The sequence below is a fragment of the Alsobacter sp. P4_H11 genome (genome assembly GCF_056400925.1).
On sequence record NZ_JBFUKI010000009.1, the window covers coordinates 169,676 to 192,992 of the forward strand.

18 protein-coding genes and 1 pseudogene are annotated in these 23,317 nt (G+C 66.9%); 6 read left to right on the top strand and 13 right to left on the bottom strand.

Annotated features, from left to right (window positions below):
- The first annotated feature begins 166 nt into the window (after positions 1-166).
- On the top strand, positions 167-1,783 hold the full coding sequence (locus tag AC1DSZ_RS17310) for a SulP family inorganic anion transporter (protein WP_476839649.1): 1,617 nt from the start codon (positions 167-169) through the stop codon (positions 1,781-1,783).
- Positions 1,784-1,965: 182 nt separating this feature from the next.
- Here AC1DSZ_RS17310 and AC1DSZ_RS17315 read toward each other — a convergent pair whose 3' ends face one another.
- Together AC1DSZ_RS17315 and AC1DSZ_RS17320 are read right to left on the bottom strand one after the other, a co-directional pair.
- Complete coding sequence (locus tag AC1DSZ_RS17315) at positions 1,966-2,913, bottom strand: hypothetical protein (protein ID WP_476839593.1); 948 nt, start codon at positions 2,911-2,913, stop codon at positions 1,966-1,968.
- A 150-nt stretch (positions 2,914-3,063) separates the two neighbouring features.
- Positions 3,064-4,080: an alpha/beta fold hydrolase gene (locus AC1DSZ_RS17320; protein WP_476839594.1), complete on the bottom strand. Its 1,017-nt coding sequence runs from the start codon at positions 4,078-4,080 to the stop codon at positions 3,064-3,066.
- Between the two features lie 375 nt (positions 4,081-4,455).
- On the opposite strand from AC1DSZ_RS17320, the gene AC1DSZ_RS17325 reads away from it, so the two are divergent.
- Both AC1DSZ_RS17325 and AC1DSZ_RS17330 read left to right on the top strand, forming a co-directional pair.
- The gene (locus tag AC1DSZ_RS17325) at positions 4,456-5,025 is read left to right on the top strand and encodes a hypothetical protein (protein WP_476839595.1); all 570 of its coding nucleotides are present in this window, start codon (positions 4,456-4,458) and stop codon (positions 5,023-5,025) included.
- Positions 5,026-5,071: 46 nt separating this feature from the next.
- The gene (locus tag AC1DSZ_RS17330; protein ID WP_476839596.1) at positions 5,072-6,103 is read left to right on the top strand and encodes a CorA family divalent cation transporter; all 1,032 of its coding nucleotides are present in this window, start codon (positions 5,072-5,074) and stop codon (positions 6,101-6,103) included.
- A gap of 18 nt (positions 6,104-6,121) precedes the next feature.
- Here the strand turns inward: AC1DSZ_RS17330 and AC1DSZ_RS17335 are convergent, their stop codons facing one another.
- Entirely contained in the window at positions 6,122-7,042 is a 921-nt protein-coding gene (locus AC1DSZ_RS17335) for a lysophospholipid acyltransferase family protein (RefSeq protein ID WP_476839597.1), read from the bottom strand.
- 147 nt (positions 7,043-7,189) lie between these two features.
- On the opposite strand from AC1DSZ_RS17335, the gene AC1DSZ_RS17340 reads away from it, so the two are divergent.
- Positions 7,190-8,167, top strand: a complete 978-nt coding sequence (locus tag AC1DSZ_RS17340) for a hypothetical protein (protein ID WP_476839598.1) — start codon at positions 7,190-7,192, stop codon at positions 8,165-8,167.
- A 19-nt stretch (positions 8,168-8,186) separates the two neighbouring features.
- On the opposite strand, the pseudogene AC1DSZ_RS17345 reads toward AC1DSZ_RS17340, so the two are convergent.
- The 3 genes and pseudogenes from AC1DSZ_RS17345 to AC1DSZ_RS17355 all read right to left on the bottom strand — a co-directional run.
- Positions 8,187-8,348, bottom strand: a pseudogene (locus tag AC1DSZ_RS17345) (alpha/beta hydrolase); the annotation flags it as partial.
- Between the two features lie 79 nt (positions 8,349-8,427).
- Positions 8,428-9,207: an SDR family oxidoreductase gene (locus AC1DSZ_RS17350; protein WP_476839599.1), complete on the bottom strand. Its 780-nt coding sequence runs from the start codon at positions 9,205-9,207 to the stop codon at positions 8,428-8,430.
- Positions 9,207-9,524, bottom strand: a complete 318-nt coding sequence (locus AC1DSZ_RS17355; protein ID WP_476839600.1) for a nuclear transport factor 2 family protein — start codon at positions 9,522-9,524, stop codon at positions 9,207-9,209. Before AC1DSZ_RS17355 ends, AC1DSZ_RS17350 begins: the two co-directional genes overlap by 1 nt.
- A gap of 99 nt (positions 9,525-9,623) precedes the next feature.
- Between AC1DSZ_RS17355 and AC1DSZ_RS17360 the strand changes: the two genes are divergently transcribed.
- Positions 9,624-10,532 carry a LysR family transcriptional regulator gene (locus AC1DSZ_RS17360; protein ID WP_476839601.1) on the top strand — a complete coding sequence of 303 codons (909 nt, stop codon included), beginning with the start codon at positions 9,624-9,626 and terminating at the stop codon, positions 10,530-10,532.
- 52 nt (positions 10,533-10,584) lie between these two features.
- Here AC1DSZ_RS17360 and AC1DSZ_RS17365 read toward each other — a convergent pair whose 3' ends face one another.
- On the bottom strand, positions 10,585-11,193 hold the full coding sequence (locus AC1DSZ_RS17365; RefSeq protein WP_476839602.1) for an FMN-dependent NADH-azoreductase: 609 nt from the start codon (positions 11,191-11,193) through the stop codon (positions 10,585-10,587).
- 117 nt (positions 11,194-11,310) lie between these two features.
- On the opposite strand from AC1DSZ_RS17365, the gene AC1DSZ_RS17370 reads away from it, so the two are divergent.
- Positions 11,311-12,249 carry a LysR family transcriptional regulator gene (locus AC1DSZ_RS17370; RefSeq protein ID WP_476839603.1) on the top strand — a complete coding sequence of 313 codons (939 nt, stop codon included), beginning with the start codon at positions 11,311-11,313 and terminating at the stop codon, positions 12,247-12,249.
- A gap of 761 nt (positions 12,250-13,010) precedes the next feature.
- Here the strand turns inward: AC1DSZ_RS17370 and AC1DSZ_RS17375 are convergent.
- The 6 genes from AC1DSZ_RS17375 to AC1DSZ_RS17400 are packed head-to-tail and all read right to left on the bottom strand — an operon-like array spanning position 13,011 to position 23,315.
- On the bottom strand, positions 13,011-13,769 hold the full coding sequence (locus AC1DSZ_RS17375) for a tetratricopeptide repeat protein (protein ID WP_476839604.1): 759 nt from the start codon (positions 13,767-13,769) through the stop codon (positions 13,011-13,013).
- Entirely contained in the window at positions 13,766-14,824 is a 1,059-nt protein-coding gene (locus AC1DSZ_RS17380; protein ID WP_476839605.1) for a polysaccharide deacetylase family protein, read from the bottom strand. The genes AC1DSZ_RS17375 and AC1DSZ_RS17380 overlap by 4 nt, the downstream gene beginning before the upstream one ends.
- A complete protein-coding gene (locus AC1DSZ_RS17385; RefSeq protein ID WP_476839606.1) occupies positions 14,821-16,578 on the bottom strand; it encodes an MAP7 domain-containing protein in 1,758 nt (585 codons plus the stop codon). Before AC1DSZ_RS17385 ends, AC1DSZ_RS17380 begins: the two co-directional genes overlap by 4 nt.
- Before the next feature lie 2 nt (positions 16,579-16,580).
- Positions 16,581-17,579: a hypothetical protein gene (locus AC1DSZ_RS17390; protein WP_476839607.1), complete on the bottom strand. Its 999-nt coding sequence runs from the start codon at positions 17,577-17,579 to the stop codon at positions 16,581-16,583.
- A gap of 26 nt (positions 17,580-17,605) precedes the next feature.
- Complete coding sequence (locus AC1DSZ_RS17395; RefSeq protein ID WP_476839608.1) at positions 17,606-20,215, bottom strand: virulence factor SrfC family protein; 2,610 nt, start codon at positions 20,213-20,215, stop codon at positions 17,606-17,608.
- 4 nt (positions 20,216-20,219) lie between these two features.
- On the bottom strand, positions 20,220-23,315 hold the full coding sequence (locus tag AC1DSZ_RS17400) for a virulence factor SrfB (protein WP_476839609.1): 3,096 nt from the start codon (positions 23,313-23,315) through the stop codon (positions 20,220-20,222).
- Between the last annotated feature and the right edge of the window lie 2 nt (positions 23,316-23,317).

The window sequence follows — 23,317 nt, forward strand, 5'->3', positions numbered from 1 at the left end:
CTGATTGCTGGCTAGACCACCTTTGCTGATTGGCGACCTTGAAAGGAAACTGATCTCGCTCAGCCGAATGACAGCCGCGTTCGCCTAAACTTCGCAGGTGAAGCACTCCCTACAAGCAGAGAATAATTCCGAAAATACGGCGCCTGCCGACGCGCGGCGCGGCTTCATTCAAGACCTCACGGGGGGTCTTACCGCCGCTGCTGTCGTGCTGCCGAAGGCCATGGCCTACGCCTCGGTGGCGGGCCTACCGGTAGCGGTGGGCCTCTATACGGCGTTTGCGCCGATGGCGATCTACGCCCTCCTGGGATCGTCGCGCGTGCTGAGCGTCAGCTCGACGACCACGCTCGGCATCCTGACAGGCGCGGAGCTCGAAAGTCTGGCTGTTGATGGCGAAGACGCGGGCCGGGCCGTCGCAACCCTTGTGGCGCTTGTCGGGATCGTCCTTATCCTGGCGCGAGTTCTCAAGCTCGGCTTCGTCGCCAACTTCATCTCGGTCCCTGTACTGACCGGGTTCAAGGCCGGAATTGGCCTTGTGATCGTGCTGGACCAAACCCCCAAGCTGCTGGGGCTGCATGTTCCAAAGCAATCCTTCTTCACTGATGCGTTGAGCGTCGCACGATCTCTGCCGGAAACGTCGATGTACACCGTCGCGATCGCCGCCGTGAGCCTTGGCGCCCTCGTGGCGTTGAAGAGACTGAAGCCCGGCGCCCCGGCTCCGCTCGTGATCGTCGCCGGAGCCATTCTCGCCTCGTGGGCCTTAGGGCTTAGCGCCTCGGGAGTCAGCACGGTCGGCTTCATCCCAAAGGGACTACCGTCACTGACAATGCCGGACCTCACTCTGGTCCGAGACCTGTTGCCCGGCGCGTTCGGAATCGCCTTGATGAGCTTTACTGAGACTGTCGCGGCTGGGCGCGCTTTCGCCGATCAGGACGACCCACCGATCGACGCCAACCGCGAACTGATCGCGACCGGGGCGGCCAACCTCGGCGGTGCGCTGCTTGGCGCAATGCCGGCAGGCGGCGGCGCCTCGCAAACGGGAGTAGCCCGCGCCGCGGGCGCCCACTCGCAACGGGCCTCGCTGGTCACCGCCGCGGCCGCGCTTGCCACGATGCTGGTTCTCGCTCCGCTGCTTGGCTTCCTGCCCCAAGCAACGCTGGCCTCCATCGTCATCTTCTACTCAGTGGTCCTGATTCAGCCGGCGGAGTTCTTGTCGATTTACCGCGTGCGGCGCATGGAATTTCACTGGGCCGTGGTCGCCGCTATCGGCGTCCTGGTCTTCGGCACCCTGCAAGGCATTGTCGTGGCGATCATTCTGTCCGTGGTGGGTCTCGCAAGACAGACGGCGCAGCCCCGTATCTCCATCATCGGCCGCAAGCGGGGGGCCGACGTGCTTCGGCCAGTCTCGCCCGAGCACCCCGACGATGAGACTTTCGAAGGGCTCCTCATCCTGCGCCCCGCAGGCCGCCTGTATTTCGGAAACGCCCAGGTCGTAGCCGATCGCATTGCGACATTCGTGGCGGACGCTCGGCCACGGGTTCTCGTGCTCGATTTGAGCCGGGTTCCGGATCTGGAATACAGCGCACTGGAAATGCTGCGCGGTGGCCTGCGCCGCGCAGAAAAGGCCGGCATAGAAGCCTGGCTCGTCGGACTGAACCCCGATGTGCTGTCCGTCGTGCGCAACGCCCGACTTGACCAGGAGCTTGGACCAGGCCGCCTTCTCTTCAACGCCCGAGCCGCCATCGATCGTTACGCTGGCGAGGCAAGTCGGGCTCATCGGCCTTGAACCAAAACCGGGAACAGCCCGTCGTTGGCCAAGGTCGATGCTATCGTCGGCGCGGTCCGCCGGGCTGGGCCAATTGCGTGGGCGACCCGCTCGATCTTGTCGTCGTTTACCAGCCCATGCCGGACCTGCGGCCAACGTAATCCGCGTAGCAGAAGGCCAAACGGCATCGATGGCCTGTTCACTCAGTGAGAGAGGGCCTGCAATCCTTCCGCGATGGCTGCTTCGATGCGCAGCGCCGCCTCCTCTGTGACGTGCGAGCCGTCCCAGAATGATCTCGGATTGCGGGTCAGCGCGGTATCGCCTCGGAAATCGATGACTTTCACGTTTGCGCGGGCCGCAACCCTCGAAATGGCTGCTTTGCAAGCGATCTCGGCCGCAGCGGCCGGGCTCTCGCTGCTCGGCCGCCACGGGGCGTAAACTGGCGTAAGCACGAGGATAACGGGCGTGAGCGGAGGGATCTCGTCGAGCATCTCCCCCAGAACCCCAAGACCAAGGAATGGTCCTGGGCTCTCCGCCAGCGACATGGTCCGGACCGCCACTGCCGCCTCCGGTTCACGCCATGTCCGACCGAGTTCGTAGTTCCAGTATCCGTCTCGGCCGGCCAGCACGTTTGCGCCCCCCACACCAAGCACGAGGGAGACGGCGTCCCCGAATACGGCGGACCGGAATGCGCCTTTGGCGTAGGTCCAGAAATCAGGCGCATACAGCCAGAATGGAAAGGGGCCGCCTTGCAATTGCTCCTGGCTGGCTGCGCCGGCGCGGCAGGTGTATTCGTCGATCCCAATCACAACCGCTTTGGCGGGCTGTGGATGTCGGCGCAGGAAAAAATCCAGCAAGGCTTTTTGTTCCGGCGCTCCCGAGCCTGGAACCGCAAGCGATACGAAGTGGGCGCCCGTCGCCTGCCCGAGGCGGACCGGGCTCAGCAGTTGCACGTGCGAATTCCCGATGATTGCGGCGTCGAACGCGGGATCTCGGGCCCTGCTTGCATGCGCGGTGCGCGGGGCTTGCGCCCGCGTGTAGCCCAGCCCGAGATGCGATACCTGACCTGCATCATAAGGGTCGACTGCGACGATAAAGACGAGCGCGCCGAGGCCCATCCCGATGGCCGCCAAGGCCCAGTTGCGCAGCACGCCCCGCCATGAGTTCGCCATCCGGCGGGACGTAGGCGCATGTCGCGGCATTTTCAATACGGCAACCGATCCAAGCCGGGTTCGCTCGCAAGCCTCGGCGCGCAGGACACCCCGCCAGCGCTACCGGCGACCGCCTTCCCGGGCGCCCGCCTACCGGCCCATGAACGCGTCGAACGCGCCCCAGAAGCGGGCGCGGACAGGGTCAGTTTCGAGCAGCACCTCGTGCGCGCAGTCGGCCAGCGCCACCGTGCGGGCGTTCGGCAGCGTCCCGCAGTGCGCCAGGGCGGCGGCCGTGGAGGTGACGCGGTCGCGGTCGCCGGCCGTTATCAGCAACGGCGTAGTGACGGGCGGCGCCTCGCGCAACGCCCGCATGGCCTGCGCGGCGGCGTTGACCCAGCCGACCGTGGGACGACCGACGGTGAGGTGCTGCGCCTGGAACGCCATGGCGGCGGCGCGTCCATACCGGACCGGGCACGCGGTCAGCAGATTGTCAGGGCGGAACGGCGCCGCCACCTCGGCGCCTCGCCCCCCGCCCGGGATCGCCGCCTGGCCGAAGCCCGAGGCGGTGAGCGCCGCCGCGACCATCTTGGCCGCGTTCGGGCGAAGGTTCGCGGCCAGTTCGATCATGGGCGCGGTCAACACGGCGCTCGCGAACAGGCCGTGATTGCGCGCGAGGGCCTGGAGGAGAACATTGGCGCCCATGGAGTGCGCCAGGGCGTGAAACGGCCGGGGCAGGCCCGCGAACCACCGACGCGTCACGATCTCCTGCAAGTCCAAGACATAAGGATCGAAGCTTTCGACGTGGTTCATGCGCGGATCGGCGACGAGGCGCTGCGAACCGCCCTGCCCGCGCCAGTCGAAGGTTGCGACCGCGAAACCCCGGTTCAGCAGGTCGCGCACGGTCTCGTAATATTTCTCGATGAAGTCGGCGCGGCCCTGCAAGACCCACATCGTGCCGCGCGCCGGACCGCGCGGCCGCCAGGACGCGAAGCGCACCTGCACGCCGTCGCGCATGCGCAGCACGCCGGTCTCGGCGCCGGGCGGCGCGGGATCGCCCGCAGGCGACGCCAATCGCCCGGTGGCCCACGCCGGCTCCACGCGCCGCGGCGCGCGAATGCTCTCGCGGCGGAGCGGCTGGATGGCGATCAGAGATTGGGCGGAGAACATTCTTGCGAGCGTCCACGGACACCGGTCGACCGGAACCTTGCTTTGTGCGTGCGCCGTGCTTGTCATGCAACTGTAATGAGCGTCATTAAGCATCTGTTTTGACTGCAAATCGCCCTTCTGCCGCGAGGAGTCCCGGTTCGGAGGGCGGCCGTTTAATCGCTGGAGCAAACGAGATGAGGCGCCGATCGCGCGCTCGCACCCGCCACGGCGCGTCATGGGCGCGTCACGGCGTCGTGCGACCGAGCGGCGCGAAACGATGCGGGCGGAGATTCGGCGTGGCTTTGAGATCGGTTTGCGATCCGTCGGTTCATCCGGCCGCGCACGTGCTGGGGCCCGCACGCGGCCGCTGCACGCCGGCCACCGGGTGAACCGCCGATGTGGTTCAGCCTGCCTCCGAGATCCAGGCGCGAAGCGGAAGCTTCGCCGCTCGATTGTGACAATCGGGCTCATCATAGTGCCGACGAATGGAGGCGTGGTCGCATGACTGACAAACAAGCTCGGAAATTCGAAAAGCTGCTCGAAGCCCATAAGGACGCCAAGCAGGCCCGCAAGGTGGCGGCGTCGGCGCGTGGCGAGGTGAAAGGCATCGACGGGCGCGGCGGCCTGATGTCCGCCCTGGCGAGCTCGGCCGGTACGAAGGCTGTTGAGGCCGAACTCGACGCCCTCAAGGCTGAGCGCCGCGCGCTCAAGAAACTGCACGCGTTCGCGGTGAAGCACATCGAAAGCGCAATCGGCAAGCTCAAGGGAAAGTCGACCAAGCCGAAGAAACACAAAGGCAAGGTGAAGACCGCAAAGGCGAAGCCAGCCGAGACGGACGCTACGGTTGCGGCAGTGCCGACCGCCGCCAACGACAAGACAGGCGACCTTGCGAGCGTCCCGGCGTCGGGCCCCAAATCCTCCAGGCGCAAGGGCGAAGCCGCATCGTCGGAAGCTACGAAAGCCTGATGCGGCTCGGATCAACTGACGCCACGCGTCTTCGGCGGCCGCCGGCATGAAGGCCCGCGCCGCGGCGCTACCCCTGGCTGACGAGCATACCCGGCCGGGCATCGTGTTTGCCTACAGGTTCGACGAGAACGGCCGCGGCGCGGCGCTGGCCCAGAACGCCGCGCCCGTGTTGCCCGACCCCGACGGGCGCTTCTGGTGGGTTCACGTCAACCTCGTGGACAAGCGCGGCCGCGATTGGGTGTCGCGCCAGACCTTCATACCCGACGAGGCCCGGGAGGTGCTGCTCGCCTCAACGCAGCACGACCAGGTCGACATCGAGGGCGACGTGCTGGCGGGCGTGTTCGTGGATCTGAAGCTCGACTTCGCGCACGAAACCGAGGAACTGGCGCAACTGCGCTTTATCCTCGCCGAACGCCTGTTGATCACCGGGCGGCGCCAATCCCTGCGCTCCATCGAGGCGACGCGCACCGCCGTCGAGACGGGACGGCCGATCGAGTCCGCGCTGGACCTCCTGGAAGCCATCGTGGACCGCGAGGCGGATGTCGTGGCCGCCGCCGCCGCCGCCGAGCTCGGCCACGCAGTGGACAGCATCGAAGACAAGATCCTCGAGGGCTACGGCGCGGAGGCCGGTTCTTCCATTGGCGCCATGCGCCGGCGCGCCGTACGGCTGAACCGCCAGCTGTCGCGCCTCATGGGCCTGTTCCGCCGCGTCGAGCTCGCGCCCGCGCTGCGGCTGCCCGCCGATGTGCGCGAAGCCGCCGGCCGCATCGCGCAGCGGCTGGAGTCCATCCATCAGGAGGTGCATTCGACGCAGGAGCGCGCCCGCCTGCTGCAGGACGAGATCTCGGCGCGTCTCGCGGCCGAGACGAACCGCCAGCTCTACGCCCTGTCAATGCTGACAGCCGTCTTCCTGCCCGCCACCCTGGTGACCGGCCTGTTCGGGATGAACACCAAGGGGCTGCCTTTCGCGGAGGACGACCGCGGTTTCTGGTTGGCCTGCGTGGTCGCCGTGCTGGCGGCGTCGCTGGTCTATTTCGGACTCACGGCGGCGCTGCGTCGCGGCGGCGGGCGCCGCTGAGCCGGCAGGCAGGCTGGACTAGTTCGTCGCTTCGGCGCGGTGCAAGCGCCGGCTGATCCGGTTCTTCACCCGGGCGAGCCCTTCCACGGCCAGGCTGCGCCGTTCGGGCGACGACCTCGGCGGCAGCTCCAACGCCAGCGCTTCGGTACGGCGGCGCAGCTCCGCCATCACGGCCTTTCGGTCGCCGACGCGGGCGAGCTCGCTCCAGCCGACCGGCGCGCCAATGGCGACGGTAAGCTCCGCGCCGATCCGGCTGCGCACCTCGTGAAAGATCAGCGCCAGCCGCAGCGTCAGGCTGAGATGGCTCGCGATCTGGAAGACGCGGCTGTTCTGCCCCTCGAAATAGACCGCCGCGACCGTCGCGCCGGACTTTTCGATCAATTGGGCGGTGAAAGGCTGCCATGGCGCATCCAGCGCCGGTTTGCGGCCGAGCCGGTCCGGCGAGGTCGAGACGCCGCCCGCCGGAAACACCACAATGCAGCCGCCCTTGGCCAGATGGTCGCGGGCGGCGGCGCGGGACGCCAAATTCGTCGCCATGGCGGCGGGCGTACCGGAAAAATCGACCGGCAGAAGCTGCGGCGCCGCCTCGGGCGCGCGCAGCAGAACGGCGTGCGTCAGGATCTTGAAATCCGCCCGGACCCGCTCGGCCAGCCAGGCGATCACGAGACCGTCGAGCACGCCGTAAGGATGGTTGGCCACGATCACGAGAGGCCCGGTCTTCGGCAGCGCCGCGAGCCGCCCGGCGTCATGGCGCACGTCGAGCCGCAGGCGCCGCACGGCAGCCGACCAGAAGCTCTCCCCGTGCTGCGGGCGGCGCTGGTTGTCCACATAGATGCGCTTCAGCTCGGGCTGCCCCGTCAGGCGCTCCACCGCGCGGATCACCTTGCGCCTGAAGGGCGGCGTGGTTTCGTCCGCGTAGCTGAACAGAAGGTCGTCCATGAGCGAATCCCGTGCCGTGCAGGACAACAGCCCTAGCCCGAGGGGATGACGCGCCGGTGACTGCCCCAACGTGAACCGACGGGAGCGTCACCGAGCTGTTGCGAAACCACGGTACCAGCCAAGCCGACGCTATTTGGGGACTGTTCCATGTTTTGCAGGCTGGCATTCGCAACTCTGGCGTTCTTCGCCACGCAAGGCGCCCAGGCCCAGACGCCTGGCCCCGCCGCCTTCACGTTCGTTGCGCTGGGCGACATGCCCTACACGATCCCGGCCGACTACGAGAAATTCGATCGCCTGATCGCCCGGATCAACGCCCAAAAGCCGGCCTTCAGCATCCATGTCGGCGATATCAAATCGGGCTCCAGCCCTTGTACCGACGAGAATTTCAAGAAGGTGTCGGATCAGTTCGCAACCTTCGAGCAGCCGCTCGTCTACACGATCGGCGACAACGAGTGGACCGACTGCCACCGCGAGAAGGCCGGGCGCATCGATCCGCTGGAGCGGCTCGCCAAGGTGCGCTCCATGTTCTTCGCCACGCCGGGTCAATCGCTCGGCAAGAACCCCATGCCGGTCGAGAACCAGCCGCAGGTCATGGATCGCTTCAAGGCGACGGTCGAGAACGCTCGTTTCGAAAAGAACGGCGTCGTGTTCGCGACGGTCCATGTCGTCGGCTCCAACAACAACCTGGAAGCCGGCGATGCGAAGACCGCCATGGAGTTCTTCGAGCGTGATCCCGCGAACGTGGCCTGGATCGACGCTGCGTTCCGCAGGGCCATGGAGACGAACGCCAAGGCCGTCGTGCTCGCCTGGCAGGCCGACGTGATGGACATCGCCCAGCGTGAAAACGACGTCCCCCGCAGCTCGGGCTTCGCCAACACCATCAAGGCGGTGGAACGCGGCTCAAAGGCGTTCGGCCGTCCCGTGCTGGTGATCCACGGCGACGTTCACACTTTCGAGGTCGGCTCGTTCCTCGACACGTCCCGCAAGCCGATCCCGAACGTGACCCGGCTGGAGGTGATGGGTGAAACGAAGGTCCACGCCGTCACGGTCACGGTCGATCCGGACAGCCCCGGCGTCGTCTTCGGCTTCACGCCACTGATCGTGCCTGGAACCCCCCTCAACTGAGCCCGTTTCCGCGGGACCAGTCATAGACGCCGCGCCATCCCGAACCGTCGGCAAACGCGCCGTGGACGAGCACCACGTTCCGGATGTCCTGGTGGTCGGGGATCCGCTCTGCGGGGTGGGCGAGCGTCGCCGCCGAGATGCCGATGGCAGTGGTGGCGGCCAATAGAGGGTTCCTGGTCATGGGATGTGCTCCATCGTCGGCGCGACGTGTTTCGCCGCGCGTGGTTCGGGAGAGAGGTTGATGAGTATGAGGTGCTTGTTCAGGTCGTCGGCACGGTGCCGCCGTCGATGACGACCTCGGTTCCGGTGATCGTCGCCGCCCGGTCTGACGCCAGGAAGGCGATGAGGTTGGCGATTTCATCGGGCCGCGTGGGTCGGCCGATCGGAATGCCGCCGATCGAATCCATGATGATCTTCTTGCCGCCTTCCAGATCCGTGCCGGCCTCCTGGGCAAGGCGCTCCGCGAGGTGGTTCGACGACTCCGTGAGGATCCAGCCCGGCGCGACGCGGACGACCCGCACGCCCCTGGGCGAGACCTCCTTGGAGAGGCTCTTGCTGTAAGTTGACAGCGCCGCCTTGGCGGCCGCGTATGCCGTGGTCGCCTCGGGCAGGGGCAGCAGGCGCTGGATCGACGTGACGTGGATCACGACCCCGCTGCCCTGCCCCACCATGCCGGGCACGAGCAGCCTGTCCAGCCGCACGGCCGGGTAGAAGTTCAGGTCGAATTCCCGGCGCCACTCGGCCTCGCCCAGCGCCGCGAACCCGCCCGCGGGCGCCGCCGAGCCGCCGAGCATGTGCACGACGACGTCGACGCCGCCGAGACGTTCGCGGGCGGCCTTGGCAACGATCAGACAACCCTCCTCCGTCATGAGGTCGGCGGCCACGAAGGCCTCGGCCGGAAGGCCTTCCGGCCTGGAACGGGCGGCCGTGAGCACCTGCGCGCCGAGCTCGCGGAAGAGCGCGACGGTCGCGGCCCCTGCCCCTTTCGTTCCGCCGGAGACGAGGACGCGCTTGCCTTGCAGCTTCAGAAAATCGACCATCATCCAATCTCCAGTTCGGCGATCTTCTGGTCGCGCAGGGTGAAGGTGTAGGTGAGCGTCGCCGGGCTGCCGGGAAAACGGCCCGTCACGACGGCGCAGACGGAAACCGCATCGCCGGCGCCCGTCATCTCGATGGGCATCGCCGAGTGCTGGTATTTCTCCCTGGCGGCCGTCCACCAGTCGCGGATGGCCGCCAAGCCCTCGCGGCGCGTGCGTTCGTCCTTTACGACGGCGTCGTCCTGGAACGCGGCCGCCAAGGCCTCGGGGCCAATGCGCTGGGCGTCGAAAAACGCCTTTACGCTGTCGGGCATGGTCATTGTGGTCTCCTCTGGATGAACCGGTGAGCCCAATCTAAGGTGCTCGGTTGTTGCGATCATCGGCACAAAGCGGGATGTGAGATTGCGAGAAACAGGACAATGAGCAGGCCAGGGCTGATCGAGCTGGAAGCGGTCCTGGCCATCGCGCGGAAGGGCTCGTTCCGCGCGGCGGCCCTGGAACTCGGGCTCTCGACGACGGCGCTGAGCAACGCCATCGCCAAGCTGGAGCGGGATCTCGGCGTCCGGCTGTTCAATCGGACGACGCGCAGCGTTTCGCTGACCGACGCCGGGCGGACCTTTGTGGCCCAGGTCGGCCCTGCGCTGCAGGACATCCACGCCGCCATCGACGGGGCGCGCTCGCACCAGGCGACGCCCTCCGGCACGCTACGCATCAACGCCTTCGCGGCGGCGGCGCGGGAGATCTTTGCACCGCTGCTGCTCGCCTTCCTGCGGCGCTACCCGCAGGTCCACGTGGATCTCGTCACCGAGGGGCGGCTCGTCGACATCGTCGCCGACGGCTTCGACCTCGGCGTCCGCGGGCTGGACCTCGTTCCCACCGACATGATCGCGGTTCCGCTCGGGCTGCCCCGGCGCAACGCGGTCGTCGCCTCCCCGGCCTATCTGCGGGCGCATGGCGAGCCGAAGGTCCCACCGGACCTGGCGGGCCACGCCTGCATCCGCGTGCGACTGCCCGACGGCAGCCTCTACCGCTGGCGGTTCGAGAAGGACGGACAGCCGCTGCACATGGACGTCGCCGGCCCTCTCACGCTGGACGAGGTGAGCCTGGTGCGCGGCGCCGTCCTCGCCGACTTCGGCATCGGCTACGTCATCGAATCCGATGTGCGCGAGGACATCGCGGCGGGGCGGCTCGTCCGCGTGCTGGAGGCCTGGACGCCGCCGATGCCTCCCTTGTGCCTCTACTATCCGTCCAGGAAGAATCCCTCGGCCGCATTCAAGGCCCTGGTAGGCATGGCTCGTGAGCTCGGCTCACCTGCGCCGGGCCGCTGAAACGGCAGGGATCCCGAGAACGGCGACTTCGCGCGGTTGAGGCCGCAGTCGGTCAAGCCGCCAATTCCTCGATCGCCCTCTCGGCGTCACGCAGGGACCGCTCCTTCTGGTCCTCGCCCAGCGCGATGCCCTCGGCGCGGACGAAGCGGATGTCGGTCACGCCCAGGAACGCGAAGACCGCGCGGAGGTAGCTCTCCTGGTGCTCGAGGGCGGCGTTCGGCGTGCCGGGGCCATAGAAGCCGCCGCGTGTCGAGGCGACGACCACGGTCTTGCCGCCGGCCAGGCCCACCGGTCCCGCCTCGCCGTAGCGGAAGGTGCGGCCGGCGACGGCGATGCGGTCGATCCAGGCCTTGAGCTGGCTTGGGACGGAGAAATTATACATGGGGGCGCCGACCACGACGATGTCGGCCGCCAGGAACTCCTCCAGGGCGTCCTCGCTCGCGGCCACGTCGGCCCGGATCTCAGCTCCCTCCGGCACGGCGCCTTGCCGGGCGGCCAGATGTTCCGCGGTGAGATGCGAGATCGGAGCGGCGCCGAGATCGCGGCGGATCACCTGGATGCCGGGGTGAAGAGCCTCTTCGGCCGCGACGATGCGCGCCGTGAGCGCGCGGCTGACGGAGTTGCTGCCGAGGATGCTGGAATCGAGATGGAGGAGTTTCATGGGGGCGATCCGTTGCTGCCTGTCGGAGTGACGCCGGGAAGCTAGGAAGTCGCGGCCGATCGCAGTAGCCTCTATCTCTCGATGCTATCCATCTGCCGAACCGATGGGAGACCATCCTTGCTCGATGCCTTGTCCCTCGACCAGCTGCTCACATTCCTCGCCGCGGCGGACGAGGGCAGCTTCTCGGCGGCGGGTCGGAAGCTCGGCCGCTCCCAGTCCGTGGTCAGCCAGACCCTCGCTAACCTGGAGGGGCAGCTCGGCGTACGGCTGTTCGATCGCGCCGGACGCTATCCGGTGCTCACCAAGGCCGGAACGGCCCTGCTGGCCGACGCCCGTTCGATCACGCGGCAGGTCGGGTCGCTCAAGGCAAAGGCCCGCGCCATGGGCGGAGGGCTGGAGCCCGAACTCGCGGTGGCGATCGACGTGATGTTCCCGATCGCCGTCTTCGCCCGCGCAGTCCAGGATTTCCGGAGTGTCTTTCCCGAAACGCCCCTGCGGGTGGACGTCGAGGGCCTCGGCGCCGTGCTGCAGCCCGTCCTCGACGGCCGGTGCTCGTTTGCGGTCACAGGCTTCCTGCCGGATGTGCCGCCCCAGCTCGTCGAGGAGCATCTCCTCGCGATCCGGCTGGTGACGGTCGCTGCGCCGGAGCACCCTCTCGCCCGCGAGACCGCGCCAATCCCGCGCGAGGTCCTCGCCGAACACGTCCAGCTGGTGCTGACCGACCGCTCGGACCTGACCAAGGGCCGGGAGTTCGGCGTGGTCGGCCGCAAGCCGTGGCGCCTGGCGGACCTCGGCGCCAAGCGCGTCTTCCTGCTGGCGGGCCTGGGTTGGGGCAACATGCCTCTCCACCTTGTGCAGGAGGACCTCGCCGCTGGCCGGCTCGTGCAGCTGCGTCAGGAAGAGGCCCCGAACGACGTGTCGGCCCCGATGCGCGCCGTCCACCGGGCGGACCGCCCCCCGGGGCCGGCCGGCCGCTGGCTCATCGAGCGCCTCACCGAAACCGTGGGGGAATGCATGAGCCAGGGGCACGCGGAACAAATCGGACCTTTGGGTTGAACCGTGGCGCTGGAACCCGGGTGGGCACGCAAGCACCCATGCTGGCTGACTGGGTCGGCTCCAGCACGCACAGGATTATCCGGCTGCCCGGTAGCAGACCTCGCCTTGGTCCGCTTTGGGTCGACAGCAGTCCGTTGGTTACGAGATGCCGCTCCAGGTGAGCGCGGCAGGAAATTGAGAGATAGCACCGAATAGGAGGCAATATCAGAGCGCTTCACCAACGGATTCCAGCTTAGCGTTGCTAACCTTTTGTTGGTTGAAAACCGCCATAACTCCAACCTGAATCGTCGATAGGCTGGAAGCGAATGATCAGGTATGTGATTGCTTTAACCGGAGCTACGTTGCTGGCCGCTCTTGAAGTTCAAGCAGCAGAACGCCAGCCTATTATGATTGGCGGAAATTCCATTCGTGACGCATGCGGGGTGCAAGGTCGCGTAGCTCACCTTGGCCCGAAGCGGCTCGAGGATCCGAAGAGCGGCTTCCTTTCCGTAAGGGACGGACCTGGAGGGCGATTTCCGGAGATCAACCGGCTCTACAATGATCATACGATCTACGTTTGCGGCGCCGAGGGACCTTGGCTCGGGATCGTTTACTCCCCGAGCCGGCTCTCCCCGATCAATTGCAACGTCTCCAGTCCAATTCCGGCCGTTCGGGCGTACGCAGGACCTTGCTGGAGTGGGTGGGTTCACCGCAACTACGTGATACTGGAAGCTGGATGACTTTGCTTCGGGCGTTATTTCGTCTAGCGGGTGCACTGACCGTCAGTTTGATCCGATGACAGCCAGAGCAGCCGCCGCGTCAGAGTCCGCAGGTTCGAATTGCAGGTATAGTCGCAGGTCGGCCTTTGCTCGTCCCGTGTCGCCCAAGGCGACATAGGCCAAACCACGTTCTTTGAGAGCTTGCGTCCACTTAGCGTCGATATTGAGCGCGTCGGTGTAGTCGCGTATTGCGCCGTTCACGTCACCGAGCTTGGCGAGCAGTCGCCCCCGGTCGACATGAAGGCCAGCATTGCCGGGCTCGATCTGCAGGCCCGCACTGAAATCGCGAATGCTGTCGGGATAACGGCCGAGATCCTCGTGAACGATTCCGCGGCTGCGGTAAACAAAGGCGTGGCCCGGGGCGAGCCGTACGGCGGCGTCGGCGTCAATGAGCGCACGAGCAAAATCGCCTTTCTGCCGATAGGCGTTCATGCGGTTGTCGAAGTACCCGGCGACCTGGCCGTTCAGCTGGATCAGTGCATCGAAATCGCGGATCGCCTGGTCATACTGCCGCAATTCCACAAAGGCCAAACCACGCCCAAGATAAGCTCGTTCGGACAGCTTGGCGTTCCGTATCGCCGGAAGAGCGCGCGTGCAGGCTTCGACTTTCTGCGGCGCGGTTCGCGCGTCTCGGCAGGACGGCCAGCCCACATCCTGAGCAAGCGAAGAACCGCTCGCGCCAATGCAAAACAGCAGCGCAAGACCGCATGCCGGGGCCATGCAGATCGCAAAGGTTCGCGGAATGGTCAGGGTCCTGGTCATCGTGGCGGCTCCGCGACCGTCGGGCGGCCTTCCAGGTCCAGAAGCGGGGCCGGCCGCCGTTGTGGCGATGGGTGGACCGGTCGGGCGGGCGCCGCCGAGGTGCGAACAGCATCAGGCGCGTGCATCCGCGACAGCACGCGCCGAACAATCGGCTCCGTTTCCGATGTCCAGGGCTCGGGCGCACTCCGCAATGCTGGCGTGGCTTCGCCGTTCGTGAGGTGCACAACCTTGTAATGGCGTCTGCGCAATTCCTCCAGAAACGCAGGCAGCATGTCGGCCGTCTGGGCGCGTGCGTCGTGCAGCAGAATGATGCCGCGCCCTGCCTCGTCCAGCCGTTGAAGCAGCAGCCGCAACTGCGTCTCCGGGGCCATCGGGCGCCAATCGGATGCCCAGAGGTCCGTGCCGAACACGACGAAGTTTCGCTGCGCCAACATCGCATTCAGCAATTCCGTGTCCGCAAAACCCGGGAACCGGAAAAACGGAAACCTCGGCGCGCGGCTGTTGAGGCCGCCCCAGCCGGCCGCCTTGTCGACGGCGGTTATTCCCTTCTCGATGTCGAGAACCGCGTCAGCGTCGGACATCCCCCGCAACGTCTGGACGGGGTGGGACCAGGAATGGTGGCCCACGCTATGCCCGTCCTGAGCCTCCCGTCGAACGAGCGCCGGGTGCTTCTCGGCGTTCCGTCCGATCAGGAAAAACGTCGCCTTCACGCAGGCGCTTTTCAGAGCGTCAAGGACGCGAGCAGTGGTTTCGGGGTTCGGCCCATCGTCGAACGTGAGTACGACTTCGCCTTCATCCAGATCGAGCGTTTGTTGGTAGGTCTTGAGCCCAATCTGCAGGCCGCCCTTGCCGCCGACCCGGATGGTGCGGCCGGCGAGCGCGTGTGGGCCACCACATGCGCCCTCGCGCGGGTCGGCGTTGGACGGCTCGGCCTGGTCCGGCTCGGCGCTTGGGATACCGGCCACAGGCTCCTGAGACCAGGCCGGCGCACAGCCGGCAAGGAAAAGCGCCAGATACAACGCAGCGTTCACCGGACGGGACGCGAGCGTCGTCAAAACCGCTGCTCCACCTTGGACTGCTCGCCCACCACCCTGGGCGACGACATCATGTTGCCGACCACGAATTCGAACGATGACAAACCGCGGGAGCGAACGTTGCGGGCGGCGCTTTCGAAGTCGAACTCCACCATCCCGGTCACCCGGCACCCGCCGGACGACGCGTCGCAAACTGCCGCGACAGAGCCTGGTCTGATCAGAAAGCGTCTGACGGGCCAACGCGCGTTGTAGGCCAGTTTCTCCGCCATGATGTCCGGTGCGGTTCGCTGCCGGCCATAGAAGCTGACGACCGGCGCGTAGAGGTCAGCGAGGCGCGCGCCTGCGCTCTCCCCGTCCGAACTCGACGTCCAATAATAGCGAGATACGAAGGTCTGCGCGATCTGCTGGATCACGCGCTGGGCGGATTGGGTTTCTTGCGCCGCGCGTTCCTGGGCCTCGCGTTGCGCGCGGTCGCGCTCCTGGGCTTCGCGCAACGCGCGCTCGCGATCCTGCGCCTCGCGCTGCAGGCGCTCGCGATCCTGCGCCTCGCGTTGCAGGCGGTCGCGCTCCTGGGCGTCGCGCAGGGCGCGGTCGCGATCCTGCGCCTCGCGCTGCAGGCGCGCGTCGTCTCGCTCGCGCGCGCACGCGAGCGAGAAATCCTCCACCACCCTCCTGAACCGGCTGGCCGGGTAGGCGGTGGCGAAGCCGGAGATCGCGACCGTGTCGGCGCAGGACGCCACGGCGCGCTGGAACGCACGCTGCTCCTTCACGGCCGACTGGCGGTCGACGAAGTGGCGCGCATACGGGTACTGCGCCGCTGCGGCGTCGCAGCTGCGCTGCAATCCGTCGAGGCTGGCGGCCTTGAGGGCGACCGGATCGGCGTTGAGGTCGACCTTGTTGCACTCAGTCGCCAGCCCGGCGAAGAACCCGCCCGGGACCAGCGCGAAGGCGCCCGTCAGGGTCGAGGTCGCGTCGATGGTCAGGTTGGTCGGCCCAAGCTTCTGGACGAGCGCCGAGTGGAGGTCCGCGAAGGTGAGGCCCTCCTGCGACAAGAGCGGCAGCAGGTCGTCCCTGAGGGACGCCCGCGCAATCAGCGGACTGGTTCCGGGCCGCGCCGTTTTCCGTCGAGCCGCGATAACGCTCGCCTCCCGCGGCGACGCGGCGCTCTCGACCGCGCAGGCCCGGTCCCCCTCCCCCAGCCTGCGGCATTCGTCCACGATGGCGACAAGATTCCGCGGCGACCGGCCGGCGATGCGCCGCAGAACTTCGCTGAGCCGGACGGTCTCGGCTTCAAGTTGATCCGGCCGGTCGATCAGGTCAGCGGGCGCGTCGGTTGGAACGAGCCGGACGTCGTCATCGCTCGAGAGAGCTGCCCCGAGGACGAGAACCGCCACGTCGCTGCCGCTCGCGATCCGGGACGCATTGTCCCGAAGCAGGCGATCAAGCTCGAGACGGTCGCTCGGACCAATCACCGATACATCGAAGCCGAGATCGAGGAGCCGTTTGCGGTAAGCCTCTTCGTCCGCATGCGCGATCGCCCAGCGCGGCGCGCGGCTAGCCGCGTCCGGCACGATGATGAGCGCCACTTTCGGGGCCGAAGCATTCTGGCGCAGTGGAGAGGCATAGGTGGACAGGCCAGGCGGGGTTGCGCCGGCTGCATCGATCATGGATGCGCCGCCGATGAGGGCCGCGATCGCGAGAGCGACGGGCGCTCGAAGGCGAACGCCGCCGAGGACGGGCCGCGGGTTGAAGAACTGGAACATGACGCCACCCATCATCAATCGCGGCATGCCGCAGCGAGCCGGTCATTGCCCGCGACCAGACTGGCTGAAGCCGAACAAAGCGCTTTCAATTCAGTCGTGTGAGCTGCGGAACGGTTTTTCCAGAGCGCGTAATAGGAGATCGCTCGCGGAGCGTTCGGAGCCGCGGCGCGGCGGCCATCGTCCGAGATCCGCGGGTCATAGATCCTGGCGAGCTGCAGCGCCGCGTCCGGGTTGGCGTAGGGGTCGGCCGCTTCGAAAGCCCTGAACGCGACGGCGGGCTGGCCGGCCGCAAGCGCCTCCGAGCCGATCCCCATCAGGGCGGCCGGAGGGGCGGCGCGTTGAAGCAGGGCTTCGAGCTTCTGCGTCAGCTCGCCCGCGCTCACGGGAGACCTCGGCGTCTCGGGTTCTGGCCGCGGCCGCGGATGCGGCGTTTGTTGGACGAACCAGAACGCCGCGCCGGCGGCGCCAACCAACACGATGGCGGCGGCCGCCCAGAGCGGCGCGCGCCGGGGCGGCGCTACCGCCGTGGGTTGAACTGCGTTGTCCAGAACGGCCGGCGGACGCGCGGCGACGATCGGCTCCGAAGGCTCCTGCTCGGCAGGCCTGGATTCCGCTGAAGGGGCCTCCCCTTCGGCGACCAGGGATGGGGTGGGCTTGCCGGTCCCCTGCAGCGACAGTGAACCGTCGATGCCGGGGGACGGCGTTATGGCCGGCCAGGTCACCACCCCGAGGGAGTGATCGCCTTCGGCCACGATCTCGATCTGCACGAGCTCCTCGATCCGGTCGACGATCTCAGGACCGATACGGATGACGGTCGACAGGGCGCGGCGCTCGATCGATCGCGGCTCCAGCCAGGCGACCTCCGGCTGCCAGTCCTCGACGCCAAGGTGACGTGGTTCGGCATCCAGGCGGCGGATCGAGATCTTCTCGAAAGGCCGGTCGCTGTGTCGCCCGAGATCAATGAAGGCGTAGCCGCCGGCCTGGTCCAGGTCTTCGCTGACGTCGATAGCCATAGGTATTTCCGTCGGGTTCGGGCGATCTAGGCTGCCCGCAACGTGTTGAGGATCGCGCCGAGGCGCTCATTCTGCTTGAGGTCGACCCGAAGACCGCTCGTGCTCACCGCATTGTCTTCCACCACTTGGTAGAAGCCGTGGAACCAGTCCGAGATGTACATCTGGGCGAAAGGCTTGGGCGGCGTGCCGATCGCAGACGCGTCATAAGTGATCGGCCGCTCGTCGAAGATCGGATGTTCGCCACCCTCGGCCGGAGCCTTCGGCCTCTTGGGCGGAGGCAGTTGACCAAAGCCAAGATCGCCGATCAGCCGGTTGAGCCTCAGCGCCGCCACGAGCGCGATCTTGGCGCTCGATTGCTCGGCGAGTTCCACGGTGGTCAGCGCCTTCAGGTCCTCGGCCAGCGCGGCTTCCAGGTCCGATCGCCGCAAGAGCGTGAGGATCTCATCCGAAAGGGTCTTGAGGGCTTCGCGGGTTATGCCGAGCCTGCGCGGGGCGGTGTCATTCGACGCCAGGTCGCGTAGATGCCCGATCCAGGCCTCCACGGCCGCACGCGCATAGAGCTGCTCGCGGTCCGCCCCGCTTGCGGGACCGGTCCGCGCGCCCGCGCCGACCTGGTCGGGACGCGAGATCCTGAAGCTCATCGAGGCCGCCGCCCGCGGCTTGTCGCCTCCAACGCCGCGCAGCACGCCGTAAATGATGTCGTTGAGTTGGCCGGGGTCGATCGCGAGCGCCCGCAGCAAGGCGCCGAACCCGCCCGCCTGAATAACGGGTTCGAGATCGTCGAAGGCCTTTCCGGCCGCCGCCCTGCGCTCCACGAGCCGCTGCTCGACGTCCAGCGAGACGTAGTAGCGGTCGAGCTTGGCCGCTATCTCTCGGCGCAGGTCGCCCAGGCGAAGGCGCAACTGGTCCAGCTTCATGTCGAGCCGGCACACCTTTGCGAGGTTCTCGATGATGTACGAGATGCCGCCGTCGTTGAGCTTCAGGGCTTCGTCAAACGCGCGGCCGGGATCCCGGAAGTGGGTCGCGGCTTCGGGCAATTCCATGAAGCCGCTTCGCAGTTCAGCGATACGCCCGCGCTTCTCCGCAATGGTTTCGATCTCGACCCGGCCATCGTAACGGATGATTGTTTCAGCCGGAAAATTTGGATTGCGGAACCAATAGCAGTTCTGGAACGCCTTCCCGGGCGTCCACTGTCGGGGCCAGGTGTGAGCCTTTCCGAAATAGCCGAGGAGCGACGCTTCGAGGCGGTTGCGGAACCGGAGCCCGCCCTCCTGCCCAATGTCTCCGGCCTTGTCGATGAAGTGCGAGTCGAACCAGGTCAGCACGAGGAACAGGAGGTTCGCCTGGGCGGCCCGCGCCTCCGGCGTCGCCCCGTGGGTCGACGAGATCCAGGCGTCGATCATGTCGGGGAGCGTTGCGACCTCCTGGATGGAGGGCCGCACGCAAAGCAGCATGCTGGTCAATTCCTGTTCGGCCACGTAGCGGTCGAACAGATAGGCCACCTTGCCGCGCAGGAAGGTCTCCTTCAGCGCGTCCGGGCGCTCTGACAGAAAGTGGGCGAGATGAACCTTCTGGCGGCTGCGCGCCCCCGGGAAGTCGAGCAGGTCCGTGGTGGCGAAGAAAGAGCGCGGCTCGTCTGCGAGCGAAATTCGCAGTTCCGCCGTCAGCGCCGCCACAAGCGCGCGTGGCAGAACACGTGAGCCCGAAGGCGAGCGCACCTCCAGGTCATCTTTCCCCTGCCCGCCGAGCCCGGCGAGCGTGGCGACATCCAGGATGCTGCCCTCCCGCGGAACGAGGGCGCCGAGCGGGCAGAACACCTCGTCTGGCCGCTCGAGCTGATCGATCGCGGTGGCGAGATCGAGGTATAGCCTGGTGAACTGCGCGTGCCCTCCCCACAGCAACGCGAACAATTCGGACTTGCCCTGCAGGTCCAGGTTGGGCGCCAGGGCGCGCGCCTGCTCCCAATAACGGCCGAGCGCATCGACGTAGCGCGATGATCCGAACTGGCGCTGGAAGTAGTCCTGCAGGTCGAGCACGTCCTCGTCTGTCAGCCCCCCGCCAGCCTGCCCGGCGCGGGTCGAAAGATTGGCGATGGTCTGGGCGATGAATTCGGGCGACGGGACCGTCTCTTTCGATTGGTCGCCGTCGAGGAAGAACGTGTTTCCCAGAACCTTGATGACGTCGAGCTCGGTGAGCCAACGCAGCCGCACCGGGAATCCGGCCGGCGACGGCCCGACGGGAAGCGCCGAGAAACGGGTCACCAGCCCGGTCGACTCCTTGTCGCCGATCGGGTTGATCTGGCTGATGAAGTCCAGCGGCTCCGATCCGTCGAACGCCGCTCGCAGCGGCCCCGTCTCGGGACGGGCGAGCACCTCCACAAGGTAGGATTTCCCCGCCTGGCTGGGGCCGAAGACGCCGACGCACATTGGCCGCACGGCCGCCTTTTCGATCCGCCTGGCCCGCAGAGCCGCGAGTTTCATCTCGCGAACGATCGCGTCCTTCTCCCGACCGACGGCATCCGCGTTCGCCTCGTCCGCAATCCATCGCGCCGCATCGCCGGCCAGCGTCGCGGTTTGGCCGCAGAGGGCCGCAAGCTCTTTCTGGGCCGGCTCTATCATCGCTGTGTCTACGCTCATGATGTCAGTCCAGGGACAGGATGCCGGTGTCGAGCCAATAGCCCTGCTCCGACGCCAAGGTGTCCAGAACGAGCTCCATCCGGTTCGATAGCTCGAGCCCGTTCTGGTCGACCGCCGAAATGATCTTGAAGTCTTCCTTGATGGCTTCGCTCAGCATCAGCGAGTCCGGGCCCTCGTCGTCGGCGGACGTCTCGGCGCTGCGCTCCAGTGTGACCTCGATGGGCAGGCGCACCGCATTGAGGTCGATGCCCGGCCGAAGACGCAGCCGGTAAAGCGGCGTCGCGATCCAGCGCTCTATCGGCAACTGCCGATAGCCCAGCCGCATCGGCGCGTAATATTTCAGGGTGGCGACTTCGTCACTGGCCGAGCGCTTCTGGTCCAGGTCGATATTGCGGAAGCAGAGCCGATCGTTTCTGAGCCGCCCGTCACTTTCGAGTTCACCGATGTATTTGGCGGTTGACCGCAGACCGAGCCTGTTGGTGAACATGGTGAAGTTGGTCAGCTGGCTCTCCGCCAGCGCGCAAAGCATGCCGCCCACCGCCGTGGTCGTCTTGGGATCGCCGATGCGACGGTTGTCGCGATCACGGAAGGGGTACCACGCGCCCGCCTGATACTGATGCAACGGGATGATGCGCTCGGGCGAGACGCCCAGCTTGCCGACAAGCAGGTCGACGACGCCCGCCAGCCGCGAGGGCCGGCCGGACAGCAGCACGACGTCGCAATCCAGCGCATGGATCGCTTCGGAGAGGTTGTCGAACACGGTGTCCAGCACGGCGACGACACAACTGCGAATGACGTCCGGATCGGACTGGAAGATGCACGGTTCCAGCGCAAAGGAAGGAGCGCCGGAGGCCTGAGCCGGCCCTTCCAGGAAGCGGAGCAGTCGCTGCCGTCCTTCGCTGTGAACCGGCCCGTGGGCCGCGTTGGCGAAAACCTCGCCGAACGAACGCACCGGAGCTGCGTCTGACACAGCCACGTCTGCGTCTTCCGCATCGGCCAGCAGCCTCAGCGCGATGGGTTCAAGCACCCTGACGACGAACTGGCGTCGAAGGTGCTTTTCCTGCTCGGCCATGTTGGCCCGGTCGCCGCCGAAGCGCTCGAGCAGGAAAGCCCTGGGATCGGGATGCCCGGCCTCGCGCAGCGCGCGTTCAATGGGCGGGATCACCAGGCGCTCGATGACGCCCTTCAGAATGTCGTCGCCGGCCAGACGGAAGCCCTCACGGACATTCTGGACCGGCTTTATGGCCCGGTTGCCCTCGGCGTAGTAGGTCGTGATCATCAGGTCGGTGGTGCCGCCGCCGACGTCGATGCTGGCGACCCGCAGCGACGGCTCAGGCTGGGCGCCGCTGGCCGGCTGGGCGCCCGGCTCGGCGAACGGACGCGGCCGACCCGCAAGGCGCAGGAAAGCGTCGACCGAGCCGCCCAGCTTCTGGGTGATCTCGCCATAGAGGTAGACGAACTGCACGCAGCTTGCCTCGTCCCATGCGACGTGGACCTCGGGCGGATCGATGCCGATGCCGGTGTTCTTGGACCAGCCCAGCAGTTGCCAGACGAGCTTCACCGCGCCTTCGGCGCGGCTGCGCAACAGGCGCTGCTCCTGCACGGGCATTGCGGGCGGCAGGGTGAGGATGACCCGGCGCAGAAACCGCGGCGCATCCTTGGTCCGCCGGCGCTCGCGGACGCCGGCGTTGTTCACCATGCTGATCGCGTGAGCGATGATCTCGGCGACCATGAACGAGTAATAGGACGATCGCGAAAACGTCAGCCGCCCGGCGCCGATCCGGTCGTCGGACCGGACCTGGAGGCCATAGCGCTTCTTGTCGGCGTCGAGCTGCGCGATGACGTCGCCACGCGCGTTCACGAACTGCCTGATGGCGCGATCGATCAGCGGCGGCGTGCCGTCGGCGCCGTAGTCCCGGTCCGGAAAGCGCCACTCCTGGTTCACCGGACGAACGTCGCACAGATAGCGTTTTGGGCTCGACAGGCCGCTCACCGCCTCCGTGCCCTGGGCCATCTCGCGGAAGCGCGCCGCCTCCGGGCCTACGCGCACCGGGCTCGGCCAGAAGAACGCACGCGAGCGCGACGACAGCCGAGACAGATGGTCCCGGCCAAAGCGCGCATGCGCGAGCTCGACATGGCTTTCGAACGGGTCGGAATAGGCTTTCTCGGGCTCCGAGAGGTCGCGCAGCTGCAGCACGAGCGAATTGTTGAGGTCGACGCGGTCCTCGTTCGGATGGGACTCGATCAGGATGCCGCAGGTCCGGCTGTTGCCGATGTCGAGGATAAGATCGACCATCACGGGCTTGATGGCCGGCGCAGACGAAACCGTGTCGGTGAGCCGTATGACTCGCGGAGCCGCCGTGGCCTGGAGGTATTCCAGCAGCACGAGATAGCGGGCGTAGTGTTCGAGCGCGTTGGGCAAGTCGGAGTCGCGAAGCGGCCTGTCCGGACGCTGGGCCTGCTTGAATTCGCGCAGCATCTCCTTGAGCCAGGCAGGCACCCAATCCTGGAAGCCCGCCGGACCGCCGCCGGCCTGCGTTGCGCCGAGAAACCAGCCGATGTCCGAGAACCGATGCGCAAACCGGAACTCGTGCTCGTTGCCCGCATCCTCCCGGCTTGGCGCCGTGTAGGGCCGATTTGGGCGTCGCTCGATGAGGTCGGTGTCGAAGGCGAAGACTGCGAGGTGCGTGAACGGACCCGTCGCGCGATCGGGGGCCTCGACGATGCGCACGCGGGCCCAGTTGGTCGGCCCCATATCGAGCTCTTCGGCGCCTTCCACGTTGGCGGTGATGCGCAGCATGGGGACGGGCAGCCACTTGCCCAGCGCAAATTCCAGCGCGCCGCGTTCGGTGACGGTGTATTCGCGATCGTCGTCGCCAGCCGTGGCGTCGGCGCCCTCGTCCGAGGCTCCGTCCCAGGCGGGGATCAGCCGGTAGGTCGGGCGTCCGTCAATCCACGCCGCACGGTCGATCGCGCGCTCGATGAAACGGCGCGACAGGCGCCCGGCCTTGTCGACGTTCATGCCGTATTCGACGAACTGGACGCCGCTGAACGGAACCAGGCGGATGGTGGGCCCGAAAGCCACAGGTTCAATGATCATGA